Source organism: Peribacillus sp. B2I2, from assembly GCF_041261685.1.
Taxonomy (GTDB): domain Bacteria; phylum Bacillota; class Bacilli; order Bacillales; family DSM-1321; genus Peribacillus.
Map to the genome: position 1 here is coordinate 3,902,212 of NZ_JBGCCB010000001.1, position 14,235 is coordinate 3,916,446.

At 42.4% G+C, this 14,235-nt stretch carries 17 protein-coding genes and 1 other annotated feature; of the genes, 1 reads left to right on the forward strand and 16 read right to left on the reverse strand.

Features of this window, described 5'->3' with window-relative positions; genetic code table 11:
- Positions 1-42: 42 nt before the first annotated feature.
- The 7 genes from ABIE66_RS19290 to ABIE66_RS19320 form a co-directional block, all read right to left on the reverse strand.
- Positions 43-582, reverse strand: coding sequence for a Spo0B domain-containing protein (locus tag ABIE66_RS19290; RefSeq protein ID WP_370015976.1), 540 nt, complete (start codon positions 580-582; stop codon positions 43-45).
- Positions 583-1,126: 544 nt separating this feature from the next.
- The gene (rpmA, locus tag ABIE66_RS19295) at positions 1,127-1,417 is read right to left on the reverse strand and encodes a 50S ribosomal protein L27 (protein ID WP_061143474.1); all 291 of its coding nucleotides are present in this window, start codon (positions 1,415-1,417) and stop codon (positions 1,127-1,129) included.
- A 12-nt stretch (positions 1,418-1,429) separates the two neighbouring features.
- Positions 1,430-1,762, reverse strand: coding sequence for a ribosomal-processing cysteine protease Prp (locus ABIE66_RS19300; RefSeq protein ID WP_061464244.1), 333 nt, complete (start codon positions 1,760-1,762; stop codon positions 1,430-1,432).
- A 13-nt stretch (positions 1,763-1,775) separates the two neighbouring features.
- Positions 1,776-2,084: a 50S ribosomal protein L21 gene (rplU, locus tag ABIE66_RS19305; protein WP_034308849.1), complete on the reverse strand. Its 309-nt coding sequence runs from the start codon at positions 2,082-2,084 to the stop codon at positions 1,776-1,778.
- A 13-nt stretch (positions 2,085-2,097) separates the two neighbouring features.
- Positions 2,098-2,181, reverse strand: a sequence feature (ribosomal protein L21 leader region).
- 75 nt (positions 2,182-2,256) lie between these two features.
- Positions 2,257-3,726 (reverse strand): Rne/Rng family ribonuclease, encoded by a 1,470-nt coding sequence (locus tag ABIE66_RS19310; RefSeq protein ID WP_370015977.1) that lies wholly within the window; start codon positions 3,724-3,726, stop codon positions 2,257-2,259.
- Between the two features lie 42 nt (positions 3,727-3,768).
- Positions 3,769-4,635: a M50 family metallopeptidase gene (locus ABIE66_RS19315; RefSeq protein WP_370015978.1), complete on the reverse strand. Its 867-nt coding sequence runs from the start codon at positions 4,633-4,635 to the stop codon at positions 3,769-3,771.
- Positions 4,628-5,377, reverse strand: a complete 750-nt coding sequence (locus ABIE66_RS19320; RefSeq protein ID WP_289325914.1) for a M23 family metallopeptidase — start codon at positions 5,375-5,377, stop codon at positions 4,628-4,630. Before ABIE66_RS19320 ends, ABIE66_RS19315 begins: the two co-directional genes overlap by 8 nt.
- Before the next feature lie 281 nt (positions 5,378-5,658).
- Here ABIE66_RS19320 and ABIE66_RS19325 point away from each other — a divergent pair, with 281 nt between their 5' ends.
- The gene (locus ABIE66_RS19325) at positions 5,659-6,102 is read left to right on the forward strand and encodes a S1 domain-containing RNA-binding protein (RefSeq protein WP_034308861.1); all 444 of its coding nucleotides are present in this window, start codon (positions 5,659-5,661) and stop codon (positions 6,100-6,102) included.
- 125 nt (positions 6,103-6,227) lie between these two features.
- Here the strand turns inward: ABIE66_RS19325 and minD are convergent, their stop codons facing one another.
- The 9 genes from minD to ABIE66_RS19370 form a co-directional block, all read right to left on the reverse strand.
- Positions 6,228-7,031 (reverse strand): septum site-determining protein MinD, encoded by an 804-nt coding sequence (gene minD, locus ABIE66_RS19330; RefSeq protein ID WP_289315481.1) that lies wholly within the window; start codon positions 7,029-7,031, stop codon positions 6,228-6,230.
- 2 nt (positions 7,032-7,033) lie between these two features.
- The gene (gene minC, locus ABIE66_RS19335) at positions 7,034-7,717 is read right to left on the reverse strand and encodes a septum site-determining protein MinC (RefSeq protein WP_063232834.1); all 684 of its coding nucleotides are present in this window, start codon (positions 7,715-7,717) and stop codon (positions 7,034-7,036) included.
- A gap of 115 nt (positions 7,718-7,832) precedes the next feature.
- The gene (mreD, locus tag ABIE66_RS19340; RefSeq protein WP_289325915.1) at positions 7,833-8,351 is read right to left on the reverse strand and encodes a rod shape-determining protein MreD; all 519 of its coding nucleotides are present in this window, start codon (positions 8,349-8,351) and stop codon (positions 7,833-7,835) included.
- Complete coding sequence (gene mreC / locus ABIE66_RS19345) at positions 8,348-9,220, reverse strand: rod shape-determining protein MreC (protein ID WP_289325916.1); 873 nt, start codon at positions 9,218-9,220, stop codon at positions 8,348-8,350. The genes mreD and mreC overlap by 4 nt, the downstream gene beginning before the upstream one ends.
- Before the next feature lie 188 nt (positions 9,221-9,408).
- Positions 9,409-10,428: a rod shape-determining protein gene (locus ABIE66_RS19350; RefSeq protein WP_034308871.1), complete on the reverse strand. Its 1,020-nt coding sequence runs from the start codon at positions 10,426-10,428 to the stop codon at positions 9,409-9,411.
- A 148-nt stretch (positions 10,429-10,576) separates the two neighbouring features.
- The gene (gene radC, locus ABIE66_RS19355) at positions 10,577-11,251 is read right to left on the reverse strand and encodes a RadC family protein (protein WP_289318324.1); all 675 of its coding nucleotides are present in this window, start codon (positions 11,249-11,251) and stop codon (positions 10,577-10,579) included.
- A gap of 57 nt (positions 11,252-11,308) precedes the next feature.
- Positions 11,309-11,878: a Maf family protein gene (locus ABIE66_RS19360; RefSeq protein ID WP_370015979.1), complete on the reverse strand. Its 570-nt coding sequence runs from the start codon at positions 11,876-11,878 to the stop codon at positions 11,309-11,311.
- Between the two features lie 189 nt (positions 11,879-12,067).
- Entirely contained in the window at positions 12,068-13,036 is a 969-nt protein-coding gene (locus ABIE66_RS19365; RefSeq protein ID WP_370015980.1) for a hypothetical protein, read from the reverse strand.
- 306 nt (positions 13,037-13,342) lie between these two features.
- Positions 13,343-14,095: a prepilin peptidase gene (locus ABIE66_RS19370; protein ID WP_289315476.1), complete on the reverse strand. Its 753-nt coding sequence runs from the start codon at positions 14,093-14,095 to the stop codon at positions 13,343-13,345.
- Positions 14,096-14,235: the final 140 nt, after the last annotated feature.

Below are 14,235 nucleotides of genomic sequence, written 5' to 3' on the forward strand. Positions count from 1 at the left end.
ACTTCCTTGTTTTCTGCAAGTCATTTCTTGCTGTATACTTCTCTAAAAGTTAATATCCATCTTAAAAAATATTTCATCCTCATTACATTCAAGAATTTCAATTGATTGCTCTGCCGTTAATGAACTTCCCAAAAACTCCATCACTGCGGATTGATCAATGAACTTCCCTTGCATATGAAATGAACAGTGCATATCACTCACTTCTTTTTTACACATAGAAACAGCTAGTATATTTTCAAAATACGGGTCCAGATTCTTATCCAGAATTTCAAAGAAATCGTTCGTCCAGCGATGCATCAGCACGTCCATCTCAGCAGAGCCTTCAAAAACATCAATGATTTCATATTCGCAATAAAATGATCCATTATTCCAATTCGACGTCAACAGCATCTCGGTGAACTTAGGTAAATTCAAACTGGAAAGGCGTGCTTCATTCTGGGTTTCAACAATGATTTCATCAATGATTCCCTTGACACGATCAATTCTGTTCAACTCCAGATTCCCTTTGATGATTTGAATTTTATTCAGCCAGTCATGCCTGGTTTGACGCAGAGTTTCAATAGTCGTCCAATTTTTATCCATTATTAACACCTTCAATTATGATAAAGAAACTTTTTTCAGCTCTATCATGTTGAATACTTCCATTTGTACAGTATATCAAAAAAACAACAAACAGGAAATGAAGCTCGATTCACATGCCTTCACATGAAAGCCCCCGTCCAAAAAATACAGCCACACACCCTGAGTTCTTTGGACGATGGTAGAGCCATTTGAACTAAAAAAGAGAATGGGCCTTTTTTATGCACCAATTGGAGATATTATAGTTGAAGTGGACTGTCTATTTGGTTAAACCAAATGGGATGGAAGAGTAATCTTGGATTTTCCCCCTGAAAGTTTAAGAAAGCCCGCCGATTGGCGAGCCTTTTTTAAGTCAGAGGTTGTTTTCCTTATACTAATGACTAAAGTCTCCTGCAAAATGCTGGTTATTTATCGTTCCTATAGTATAAATAAAGGGCCGGACCCCTTCTTCACTATATCACATACCATTATTAAAAATGACGCGGTATATAGTGTCTCGTAGAAGGAATCAGACCCTTTTGAGTCAGCCTCTGTTCAAAGATGCCAATTATGCTTCTTGTGCTACTGGATATACGCTTACTTTTTTACGGTCACGTCCGAAACGTTCGAATTTAACAACACCGTCTACTTTAGCGTATAGAGTATCGTCTCCACCACGGCCTACGTTCTCACCAGGATAGATTTTTGTTCCGCGTTGACGGTAAAGGATAGAACCACCAGAAACGAATTGACCATCTGCACGTTTAGCGCCAAGACGCTTAGAGATTGAGTCACGTCCGTTCTTTGTAGAACCTACTCCTTTTTTCGAAGCGAAGAACTGAAGATTTAATCTTAACATTTGTTCCACCTCCTATTGGTTGAGGATAATTTTCATGTATTTACCATAATCACGTTCGATGGTTTGCAAAGATATGAGCATACTGTTCAAAAGGAGCTGAACCTTCTCTTCCGATTCCGGCGAAAGATTCCCCGGAATGACGCAGCGAAGATAGCCGCCTTCCCTCCCTTGCTCAATCTCAGGCTCTACGTCCGTTAAGGACATGATCGCATTGACTGCCCCGAAGGAAACAGCCGATACACCTGCACAAACGATATCAGAACCTTTTTTAGCAAAATTAGCATGTCCGCTTAAAGTGAACGAAGTAATCCGTTCCTGCGGAGCGTCAAAGACAACTTTAATCATCTAGAATCAGCCCTTACGCGTTGATTGCTTCGATAACAACTTTTGTGTATGGTTGACGATGACCTTGTTTTTTACGATTGTTTTTCTTCGCTTTGTATTTGAAAACAGTGATTTTCTTTTGCTTACCTTGTTTTTCGACAGTACCTGTTACAGTAGCGCCTTCAACTAGTGGAGCACCGACTTTCACGTCTTCGCCACCTACGAATAAAACTTTGTCAAATGTAACAGTTTCGCCTGCTTCTGCGTTTAATTTTTCAATGTAAACCGCTTCGCCAGCTGCTACTTTAATTTGTTTACCGCCAGTTTCGATAATTGCGTACATACTTGCACCTCCTTAAATGTCTCAGACTCGCCAATCACAGGCGTTTTACCAGAAAGGCAAAAGCTTATGACCTGTTGTTGAGCGGTTGTAGCACGGGTGCTACAAACATAACATTAAAATCCTAACATGAAACTGGAATGGCTGTCAATATATTTGTAAGAATTCCCGTCCTTCATTCGAAAGCCCGCCCGATTTCCTGAATGCTCCCGAAACGCTTGATGGAATAGGTATTACTGGAACCGGGGATTAAAGATAGAAATAACTTTTTAGCGATCAAATCCTCCAGTGTCGGCCGGTATGATTCCTTTTCACCAAGAAGCACGTCCGCCACCGCCTTACTGACCTCCACCCAGACCGCTTCATCATCCGTCTTCCGGTGTTCCAGCAGGTCACGTTCCAACCGGAAAGCCACCGTTTCAGGGCTCTCGATTTTACCGCTTCCGCTGCACACGGGGCACGGCACCGTCATCATTTCACTTAAAGACGGGGACGTTCGCTTTCTGGTCATTTGTAAAATCCCCAGTTCCGTAAAGCCGATGACCTGGACCCGCTTCTCATCCCTCGCCGCTTCCTTTTTGACGATGTCGATGATTTCTTGTGCATGTCGCGATTGGTCCATATTGATGAAATCTATCAAGATGATTCCGCTGATATTCCTCAATCTCAATTGACGGGCGACCTCTTTTGCAGCAGCCTGATTCACCGCAAACAATGTTGCTTCCTTCGCCACCTTACCGGTGAACTTACCTGAATTGACATCGATTACGGTGAAAGCTTCCGTTTCTTCAAAAATTAAATATCCACCATTATCAAGCCAGACAATTTTCTTGGCCAGTTTCTCCACTTGCGCTTCCACATTCCATTCGGAAAAAATATTCTTACCCGATTCATGGGATATTTCCCACTCCTCACCGTTTTCCTGTACCCACTTTTTCAATTCCTGATAGGCCTCGAAATCATCGATGGCAAGTTCCCCGGTAGCCGTTCCCGACATTTCAGAAATGATCATGTCAAGGTATGTGTCCCTCTCATAGAGAAGGGACGGGGCCTTGACCGACGCAGCCTTTAGTTCAAGTCCTTTAAAGAGATCCCGCAATATGGTTAACCTGTCCAGGAAGACCGTTTCGCTTTCGTTCTCCATCGAGGTGCGGACAATCAATCCCTCATCAGGCTTTTTATATTGTAAGGCCGTTTCCCGCCATCGCTGATGCAGATCATCGTTTTTGAATTTCTTTGAAACGCCAACATAATCCATTCCATGTATGTATACGAGGGAATCCGTTGAAAACTCGATCAGCCCTGTCAATTTAGCTCCTTTTGTGCCCGTTTCATCCCGGGTCACCTGAACGAGCAGCTTTTCTCCTTGACGGACATATTGACCGATGGATGCTTTCCCATCGCTTTTTTTTGTCAGCTGGAAAGAGGGAATCTCGTCACGGTGTAAAAAACCATTCTTCTCTGCACCATAATCAATGAAGACGGCATCCATACCCGGTAACACCTTCGTCACTTTCCCAAGATAAATATTACCGACCGTACTGCGCTGGTGGGGCGGCATGATTTCAAGTTTACGTAAAACACCATTCTCAAGTACGGCCACTCTTTTTTCGCGTGAAGCTAGGTTCGCGATCATCTTTTTCATCAAAAAAAATCCTCTCCTCAATTTGAAGAAAGGATAACATATTTAATAAGAATATAATAGGTCGCCGATTTTCCCGTTTGTCATTTTTTCGGAAAAATAGGCATGAAGGATCTCCGTTTCATCCAACGAACCGCTCTCTTTCCCGTTTTTCGTGATGATGACGGGGTGTTTACATCCGCGTTGGAACAGTTCCAGCACTTTATAAATCGGTTCTTGTGAATCTACCGAGATCGGCTTCAGTTTTGCCAAATCATTCGTATGCCCGTAATGGCGCTGCAAAAGAAAGCGGATAAACGCATAATACCGCTGCCGCCATTCCATGACGAGTGAGAGACTTATGAAAAAGATGATGAGCCAGATGTTCAAATTGAGCGGATCAAGAATGAGCCAGGTCAAAAAAGCCAGGAAAGCGAATACTGCAGAAAAATGAAGTGTATGTTTCTGCGCTTCAAGAAAGGTGCAATATAGGGAAATACCGATGAATAGCAGCCGTCCCCCGTCCAAAGGCCAAATAGGCAGCAAATTAAAAACCAACAGCATAAGATTCATATACAAAAAGGGCTGATACAGCTCATAGGGAATAATAGAAAAGAAATAGAGCAAAAAAGCTGCACCAATGAGCCAAACATGTTGAAGCGGACCGGCAAGCACCACCGCCAAATCCTCCTTCAAACTCTTATTACCATACTCCTCAGTCTCGACAGCCCCTCCAAAAGGAAGCAGCTGGATTGACTTTATCCGCCATTTGAAGTGCTGGGCACAAACGGCATGCCCCATCTCATGAATGAAGACGATGAGCAGAAGCATCATCACTTCAACGAAATGAGCAGTGAGGATGGCAATTCCAATGACAAACCACAATGTCGGGTGCACCCTGACTTTAAACAGTAACTTCACGTATTCACTCAAAGGAAATCACCTTTTTAGGATCGACGAAAGCGTCATTTTCTTTTATCGCTAAATAAAATCTGCCCTTGGATCCATCTTCACTTACTGTAACCTGTCCGACTTCATTGCCCTTTTTAACGAACTCATACAATTTCACATCAATCTCTTCCAGCTGCCCATACCAAGATTCACTTTTGTTGGCATGCTGAATGACGACCGTCTTTCCAATCCCCTCCTTTTCACCGGCAAAAATGACTACCCCTTCATTGACTGCCTCGACCTTCGAGCCTTTGCTCGTTTCCAATATGATACCCTCACCGTTCGTTTCGAAGGTTTGGGTAATCTTCGCAGATGCTGGCATTGCATAGCCTTCACCCGAGTCGACAGTTTCCGTATCAGCTTCATTCGGTAAGAAAGCGATTGGTTTACCAAATGCACTTTCGTACCAATTGGAGATTGAAGCGAACTGAAATTCCTTGTTCATGTTCTCCATGACAAAACTTCTGGCAGGGTCGAGCCGCACAGAAGGGTGTTTGAACATCACCGCGATAATCAGGAACAGGCATACACTGGCAAGGATTTTAAAGAAAAAATATTCTTTCTTGAAGAGCGGATGATCTTTCTCGGAATACCCATTATATGAATCAATCCCATATGGTTCCTCATTGTTGATCTCCGTCCAACTACTGCTTCCTGCCGGATTATCCTTAAACTTACGTCTCTTGGCGATACGATTACGGATATCTTTCCTGCGATCATCCATTCCAGATCTCCCCCCTGCTCATGTCAAAGCGCTATATTACAACGTATGAGTATCTTGTCCAGACTATGCCGGAGAAAAGAATTTCTTTCTGCACACCCCTGAATTTATTGACAGAAAAATATTTTTTTGATGAAAAATTAACCAGAAACTTATGAATTCCCAAGGTGATTTGGGCATCGAATCAGAAAAACGAATAATTGGGGAAAAATCCAATTGATATTGTTCCCCTGAATTTGTTATAATAAAGTGGTTTTAACATTATTGAGGGGGAACATTTTTTTATGTCAATCGAAATAGGCAGCAAAGTACAAGGTAAAGTAACAGGTATCACTAATTTTGGAGCATTCGTAGAATTACCAGGAGGCTCAACAGGTCTTGTGCATATCAGTGAGGTAGCAGATAGCTATGTAAAAGACGTAAATGACCATCTTAAAGTAGGCGACCAAATTGAAGTAAAAGTGATTAGTGAGAAAGACGGAAAAACTGCCTTGTCCATCAAAAAGGCTATAGATAGACCCGAAGGGCAAACCTCTTCTTATACCAAACGCCCACCACGCCAAGGGGATAGCCGTTCTAAAGATTTTCGTTCAAAAGGTAATTTCCAACCAAAGGAAAATTTCGAAGATAAAATGGTTCGCTTTTTAAAGACTAGTGAAGAAAATTTATCAACTCTTAAACGCAGCACCGAATCAAAACGCGGCGGCAGAGGCGGAAGACGCGGATAACCCGTTGGATTTCAGCATATGGATAAGGCAAGCCAGGATATGGCTTGCCTTTTTTATTTTACATGTTCAGCATAAAAAAAAGCGAGGGCATCAAGTGCTCCCGCTTCTTAATATGGAATATAGATTTACCGCACGCTAAAGAATTTTTTCAATTTGGACATGAAGCCTTTAGGTTCGCCGCCAATTGGAGTCAAGGGTACAGATTCACCAAGGATCCTCCTGGCAATGTTCCGATAGGCAAGCGAGACTCTATTGTCCGGATTATAGGCAATGGGTTCCTTTTTATTGGCTGCCACAATGACTTGGTCATCATCAGGAATGACGCCGATCAAATCAATTTTAAGAAAATCGGCAACTCCATCGATATCCATTTCTTCATCCTCATGAAGCAAATGGCCACGTATCCGGTTGATGATCAATTGAGGCGGTTCAATATGCTCTTCTTTTTCAAGCAGGCCAATGATACGGTCTGCATCCCTGACAGCCGGTCTCTCTGCAGTCGTAACGATGATCGCTTTGTCTGCCCCAGCTATGGCATTCCTGAAGCCCTGTTCAATGCCTGCAGGGCAATCAATGATGATATAATCATAGTCAGGCTTCATATCACTTATGAGTTTCCTCATCTGCTCTTCATCAACCGCTGATTTATCACTATTTTGTGGAGCTGGAAGCAAATAAAGCAAATCCTCGAAATGTTTATCTTTAATAAGCGCTTGGTGTATCTTACAGCGCCCTTCGACCACATCGACCAAATCATAGATGATGCGATTTTCCAATCCCATGATCACATCCAAGTTCCGAAGACCAATATCCGTATCAATCAAGCAAACCTTTTTGCCTAGAAGAGCTAAAGATGTTCCTAAATTGGCGGAGGTGGTCGTTTTCCCGACACCACCCTTACCGGATGTTATAACTATTGCCTCTCCCACGATTAGAGACCCCCTTCTAATCTATTTAAATTAGGTCTATATTTCTTTAAGACTTGCAGTTTTTCTATTATGATATTTTCTTCTTCATCCATGAAGGCACATTCCAAGTCATGTCCCCATTTCGTATATTGGTCAGGAGATAAATTCACTTGTCCGGCAATGCGCAGCTGGGCAGGCTTCATGACAGAGGCAGCTATAATGGCCTCATTATTCCCTTTATATCCGGCATGGGCTATTCCTTTTAGCTGTCCCATGATATATATGTTGCCACCCGCACGAACCGTTCCGTCGGGATTGACATCCCCTATTAGCAGTAAGTCTCCGGGAACTTCAAAAACCTGTCCCGACCTTATCACCTTGGTCACGGTCGTCACTTGGTTTTCATCTTTCCATCGTTTCGCTTCATCCTTCGTCAGGACATTCGAAATCATCTCATCTACGAAAAGCTTCTTCTTTTTATGGATGACCTCTTTAATCTTTTCTTCTTGTTGTTCATCAAGATAGCGGTTCCCTGTATGTACTTTTACGGAAATGGACGGGTCATTTTCTTGAAACTGATAGTTTGCCGAAAGCTTCACTTCTAACTCTTTCAATAACTCGGAAAATGAGCAAGAATCATCGAGATGAAGCATAAACCCGTCTTTTGTTCCCTTAATCATGACATTTTGCTGAATTCTTTTATTCATGACGTTTGTTTCACCTCAATGAAATATAATTCGACATAGGAAAACAAATTTCCTTTTTCTACGTACACGGAAAAGAGAAAATACATTTCCTCCTGCTTCTTAAGACACAGGAACGTTATTCCGTTTCTCCCTGTAAATCAAGCTTTTCAATCATTCTCTTTAAAGGGTAGCAACTGATAATAATGAATGCGAGATTCAATAATAATGTCGGCAGCAATCTTCGTTCCGCAAATTCACCAAATCCCATATCTGCAAAAGAAAGGATGATATTCATCTGAAAGATGACAACCTCTAAAACTGCCGTGAATAAAAACGCAGTAAGGCAGGCAATCAATATATTATTTTGCAGGATTTTCATGCATTTCGATATCAGATAGGCAAGAAAAGGCAGCAGGAACATGTAAGTCCCAAGGATTTCCGTATATACGACATCATAAGTCAACCCAAGAATCGCCCCATAAAGCATACCCATTTTCCTGGACCCGAACATGGTCAGGAAAAAAACGAAAACCATCATGAAATGGGGCACGAGGATTTTATCGGCCCCGAATGCATCTCCAGCGAACATCTGGGCGAAGATGCTTTCAAAAACAAAAAAAACCAAGGCTATAAAAGAAAGGATGAAATATTTCACTCAGCTTCATCCTCCCCTTCACTTTCTTTCGGTGCACCGTCCACTTCGCGCTGAACGACCATAACATTGTTAATATCATAAAAATCCGTCGAAGGTTCAATATATGCGGTCTGGTTCAACCCATATTGATCCACTTTGACATCGACAACCTTCCCGATCAGCAGACCTTTCGGAAAGATCCCTCCATAACCGGATGTGATGACCAATGAATTTTTCTTGATCTTTTTATCGTAAGGAATACGTTTCATCAGCAAAAGGTTCTTCTTATCATCGAATCCTTCAATCAAGCCATATGCTTTATCATCGCCTTGAACGATGGCTGAAACACGATTGGCTTTATCGATCGAACTTAAGAGTTGAACCGAAGCGGTGAAATCCGTCGCTGATTTCACCTTACCCACTAATCCATTGGAAGTGATGACAGCCATATTTTTTTCTACCCCATTACGCTTCCCTTTATTAATCGTCAGCATTTCATGCCAGCGGTCAGGATTACGTCCGATGACCGTCGCCTGAGTGGGCGAATACTTCCGCAGGTCATCTTCTTTTTTGAGGTTATCGCGAAGTTCTTCATTTTCTTCTTTTAAATCTTGGACTTGGGTTTTCAATAATACATATTCATCCAAGCGGGCTTTCAATTTTTTGTTTTCATCGTATGTATGTTGAAGGTCTTTTAAGCCCCCTACAAAACCTGTTATACCCGATACTGGCTTATTAAACACATTTCCGACCCAGCCTGTCGTATCTTTCAGGAATTGCTCCGGCCATGTCAACTCTTCTCTTTCTCTTAATGAAAAACCGATCAATGCCACGAGAACGATAATACTAACGAGCAAGAGAAGGAGCTTTTTATTAAAAAACTGTGGCATGATAATTGCACCTCTATCTAAAAATTTACTCCATGGTCATGGTCTAAAAATTTACTCAATGGTCTAAAATTTACTCAATTATCTTGTTCATCCAGACCAAAAAACAGTTAAATTAAACAGCAAAACATAAGAAAAACCGGCTCAAAATTGCACCTTTTGTTGAGCCGGCCCTATTTGAGAAGTAATGCTTATCGGGAATCTCTTGATTTAGTCTTGAACAAATGAATGTGGTCCAAAGCTTTACCCGTTCCGATTGCAACACAATCCAGCGGATTTTCAGCGATGATTACCGGCATTTGCGTTTCTTCACTGATGACTTTATCCAAATTGCGCAGCAAAGCACCCCCGCCTGTCAATACAATACCTCTGTCCATGATGTCAGCGGCTAATTCAGGTGGTGTTTTCTCTAAAGTGTTTTTCACGGAATCCACAATTGCGGAAACTGTGTCGCTTAATGCTTTGGATATTTCCTCAGCAGTAATTTCGATCGTTTTCGGTAATCCAGTCAATAGGTCACGGCCGCGAATTTCCATGTTTTCTACGCCTTCCGTGTCTCCAGCAGAACCAATTTCCATTTTAATCGCTTCAGCAGTACGCTCACCGATCATCAAATTGTAGTTCTTACGGATGTAAACGATGATGGCATCATCCATTTCGTCACCGGCAATACGGATGGATTGGCTTGTTACGATTCCGCCAAGGGAAATGATTGCCACTTCCGTTGTTCCTCCGCCGATATCAACGACCATGCTGCCTGTAGGTTCCCAAACAGGAAGGTCCGCCCCGATCGCTGCTGCAAACGGTTCTTCGATAGGGTATGCATCACGGGCTCCAGCTTGTCTAGCTGCATCGATGACAGCACGCTGCTCAACTGCCGTAATTCCAGAAGGCACACAAATCATGACATATGGCTTGTTGCCGAATACGCCCTTCTTTTGAGCTTCCTTCATATAGTACTTCATCATGGTAGCCGTCGTTTCATAATCGGCAATTACCCCATCCTTCATCGGACGAAGGGCAACCACGTTACCAGGTGTACGGCCAATCATGTTTTTCGCATCGTTTCCGACTGCAACGATTTGCTTTGTATCTGTTTGCACAGCTACAACCGATGGTTCACGTACAGCAATCCCTTTTCCTTTTACATATACAAGCGTATTCGCCGTTCCTAAATCAATCCCTATATCTCTAGCGCCAATTCCAAACATTATGGTATCTCCCTTTCGTAAACAAAAATGCCTTTTTATAAGTTCAAATAATAATTTGTCGTTTTTTGACAATAAGAGTTTTGAAAAAGTTTCCTCTTTTAAAAATCATAAACAATATTATATCGTATCGTCAAAAATTTTGATAGTGTCATAAATAACCTTTTTCCTTCAAACTAACATATTTATGTTCCCCGATAATGATATGGTCCAATACTTCGATCCCGATAATTTTACCACATTCGACTAATCTTTTCGTCACTTCAATATCTTCTCTGCTGGGAGAGGGGTCTCCGGAGGGGTGGTTATGAAGACAGATGATAGAGGCAGCGGACCTTCTGAAAGCTTCTTTAAAAACCTCACGCGGATGCACGATTGAGGCATTGAGGCTGCCGATGAAGACCGTAGTTTTTTGTAGCACTTGATTTTTCGTATTTAAATAGAGACAGACGAAATGTTCCTGTGACAAGAACCGCATTTCTTCCATGCAATAATTGGCCCCATCTTCAGGAGATCGAATCACATAACGGTCTTGATCATTCAATTTATTAATTCTCCTGCCAAGTTCGACAGAGGCCAGGATTTGAATCGCTTTCGCTTCACCAATCCCTTTCATCACGGTCAGTTCTTCCACTGAAGCTTCTTTTAGCAGGCGCAGGCCCTTGAAGGAATTGATGAGCCTGCCGGATAGTTGCAGAACGGATTCTTCCCTCGATCCCGTCCTCAAGAGCAGTGCAAGCAATTCTTGATTGGAGAGACTTTGCGGTCCGTCCTGCAAAAACCTTTCGCGCGGCCTCTCTTCTTTCGGGTAATCCCGTATTAACATTTTTTCACTCAAAAGATCCACCCTTCCTTAGAAAGGGAAGATGCCAGAGGAAATCCATTATCCTAAGTCTGCCTGCATTGCTTTAAGTTCCCGGGCCAGTCTTGAAACCGGAAGCCCGACGACAGAGAAATAGTCGCCTTTGATCTGTTCGACAAGAAGAGATCCGTATCCTTGAATCCCATAGCCGCCAGCTTTGTCAAAGGGTTCACCGCTATCCAGATAACGTTCGATTTCAGCATCTGGCAACTCCCAAAATGTCACTTCCGTTTTTTCTGCGAATACTCTGCGATGCCTGCCGAATAGGATGGCGACACCAGTGTATACTTCATGTGTCCGTCCTGATAGCATTTCCAGCATTCTTTTTCCATCCGCCCGGCTTGTGGGCTTACCCAATATCTCACCATCAAGGACAACAACGGTATCCGAGCCGATAACCCAGCTTTCCTGAAATCTTGCTGAGATGGCTTCCGCTTTACGGGAGGCCAGCTCTTTCACAGCAGCATCCGGACACATGTTTTCATCAATACTTTCATCGACATTGGAATTCATGCATTCAAAGGGGATTTGAAGAAATTGTAGAAGTTCTTTACGACGTGGTGATGAAGAAGCTAAAATCAATGGCTGCATAATAAAAAAGTCACCTTTCTTTACATAGGGAGATACATGTCTATCCTATCAAATTATGGTGCAATCCACAATTATTGTTTACTAGGAATCGACAAATATCTGTAAGTATTTCCCGGAGAATAAAAAAAGTGTAACCTGAGAGTTCAAAAAGGGAGCTTGTCCCATTAGGCAGCTCCCCTTTTTCTTTACTTAACTCGATATGTTTTGGTAATTCAATAAAAAATCAAGAAGACTTTCTTGAGCCTTGAATAGCTTTTCTTCCTTTTTGGAAGTCTCATATTCATCAATCGACTTTGCCGCAGCAGTCAAGTCATCGTTCAAATTCGAAAACTCCGGCGATAATTTCCCCGCCTTCAGTTCATCCATGTTTTTTTTCAGGGTTTCTTCGTTTACCGTCCCTTCCTTTCCACGAAGCTTGGTTGAAGATGTTTCTGCCAATGAAGCATATACTTCCTTCATCTTGTCGAGGGTTTTCTCATCTTCCTGGCTTGTCCCAGCAGCTTCAAAATTGATTTCCTTCCAATATACGTCCACATCATAGGACTTTAAGAACAAGGCCAGCTCCTTACTTGCAACTAGACTCTCTGCCGATCCCAAGAATAAATAATAGCTGTCTTCCAATTTGAAAATTTCAGCTGGAACCTGCTTTTCAATGATTTTCTTTTGTATTTGCCTTGCCGCATCCTCGCTGCTGAATACACCTCCCTGTACAAGGAATGTCTTCAGCTGGGTACCTGGTTCTTTCACTGCCGCTTTTTTATCCTCAACAGTAGCTTCCGTTGGAATCGTGGTCTCGACCGAAGATACTGCGGCTTTTTCCTTTGTTATCGTTTTAACGGCAATCAAGCCAAGAATCGACCCAAAAAAAACAGCACAAATGACGGCGATCATGAATGTCTTGATCGGTCTTTTATCCGAGCTTTTCAGCGAACTGGTACCAAAACCGATCAGCTTTGGCAATTTCTTCTTTGGAGGTGTGGGAACCAATACGATCTTGTTCTCATTTGAATCCTCAGGGAGTATCCATTCGAAACTCTCATCTGGATGTTCCTGTTCCTCACTCGCCGCCTCTTGACTTTCAATCTTTTTATCGGCAAATACTTTTTCTTCCCCATTTATTTTAATCGTGACGCCCTTGCTTTGTTCCGGCTTGCCCAATTTTTTTCCTCCCCTCCAGGTCATTTTTTTCATCCTATCATAGAGGTAAAAAAAAATAACAAGACTTTTGTCGTCTTGTCATTAATAGGTTTCGTCAAATTTCCCTATTCATATCCCGTTAACCAAAAGGGCCTTCCAGGTACTGGTACTTCTGGTTCATAACATTTTAATATCGCCTCTCAACAATTACATGCATTCCTCTTCCATGTCACCTTCACTTGCAGCCGCATGGGGATAGTTCCCTACTGCCTCATTGTTCAGGTGATTTTTGACAAATTCCCCGTAAACTGTGATGGTCCTTTAAGCTCATCTTAGAAAAGTTACATACCAATATAAAATGGAGTCGCCCCAAAAATAGGCAGTCAATGTCCCAAAAACGATATACGGACCGAAAGGAATCAGCGTTTTCTTTTTTAGAATTCCGGTTAGCAACCCTATGATGCCAAGGAATGCCCCATAAAAGCACGCAAAAAGGAATGATAACAGGACCATCTTCATCCCCAATGCAAAGCCAATCACTGCAAAGAGCTTAATATCACCGCCACCCATGCCCCCCTTACTTACAACAGCGATTAATAGCAGAAGGCTAAAACCAACCGCTGCACCGAAAATTGAATCCCACCAGGGTGACAGCGGAAATGAAACCCTTAAAACCATAAAAATCACCGTAAAGAAAAGCAGTATTTTATCAGGTATGAGCATATAGGCTACATCAGACACCAAGATGATCATAAATAATGAAATCAATGTCCAGGCAACCCAGAGTTCACCCGACCAGCCAAGAAATATGGGAGCTGAGGCAAACAAAACACCGGTCAGCAATTCCACTACCGGATAAAGGGGGGAAATCCTTGCTTTACAGCCCCGGCATTTTCCGTCTTGCAACATATAAGAAATAACCGGTATCAACTCGAAGAAGGTCAATGTACGCCCACAAGATGGGCAAGCGGAGCGACGATTCGCAAATGGATTATTTGCTGGAACACTTAAACCGACGACGTTAAAGAATGAGCCTAAAATTAAGCCCAGGACGAAGAGATAGAAATGGATACCCATCATTTATACAGAGTGCACGAGGATTCGATTCACTTTCGTTGTATCTCTAAGGTCATGTCCCATTCCTTTCACAGGATATGCGACTTTGTAATAATCATTTGGGTTCTTCATGATTATTCATTCCTCCCATATTTCATTTTCCC

What these genes read in the sequence shown, in the direction of transcription:
- ABIE66_RS19290 (WP_370015976.1), bottom strand. Translation starts at nt 582, where the DNA reads ATGGATAAAAATTGGACGACTATTGAAACTCTGCGTCAAACCAGGCAT.
- rpmA (WP_061143474.1), bottom strand. Translation starts at nt 1,417, where the DNA reads ATGTTAAGATTAAATCTTCAGTTCTTCGCTTCGAAAAAAGGAGTAGGT.
- ABIE66_RS19300 (WP_061464244.1), bottom strand. Translation starts at nt 1,762, where the DNA reads ATGATTAAAGTTGTCTTTGACGCTCCGCAGGAACGGATTACTTCGTTC.
- rplU (WP_034308849.1), bottom strand. Translation starts at nt 2,084, where the DNA reads ATGTACGCAATTATCGAAACTGGCGGTAAACAAATTAAAGTAGCAGCT.
- ABIE66_RS19310 (WP_370015977.1), bottom strand. Translation starts at nt 3,726, where the DNA reads ATGAAAAAGATGATCGCGAACCTAGCTTCACGCGAAAAAAGAGTGGCC.
- ABIE66_RS19320 (WP_289325914.1), bottom strand. Translation starts at nt 5,377, where the DNA reads ATGGATGATCGCAGGAAAGATATCCGTAATCGTATCGCCAAGAGACGT.
- ABIE66_RS19325 (WP_034308861.1), top strand. Translation starts at nt 5,659, where the DNA reads ATGTCAATCGAAATAGGCAGCAAAGTACAAGGTAAAGTAACAGGTATC.
- minC (WP_063232834.1), bottom strand. Translation starts at nt 7,717, where the DNA reads ATGAATAAAAGAATTCAGCAAAATGTCATGATTAAGGGAACAAAAGAC.
- mreC (WP_289325916.1), bottom strand. Translation starts at nt 9,220, where the DNA reads ATGCCACAGTTTTTTAATAAAAAGCTCCTTCTCTTGCTCGTTAGTATT.
- ABIE66_RS19350 (WP_034308871.1), bottom strand. Translation starts at nt 10,428, where the DNA reads ATGTTTGGAATTGGCGCTAGAGATATAGGGATTGATTTAGGAACGGCG.
- radC (WP_289318324.1), bottom strand. Translation starts at nt 11,251, where the DNA reads ATGTTAATACGGGATTACCCGAAAGAAGAGAGGCCGCGCGAAAGGTTT.
- ABIE66_RS19360 (WP_370015979.1), bottom strand. Translation starts at nt 11,878, where the DNA reads ATGCAGCCATTGATTTTAGCTTCTTCATCACCACGTCGTAAAGAACTT.
- ABIE66_RS19370 (WP_289315476.1), bottom strand. Translation starts at nt 14,095, where the DNA reads ATGATGGGTATCCATTTCTATCTCTTCGTCCTGGGCTTAATTTTAGGC.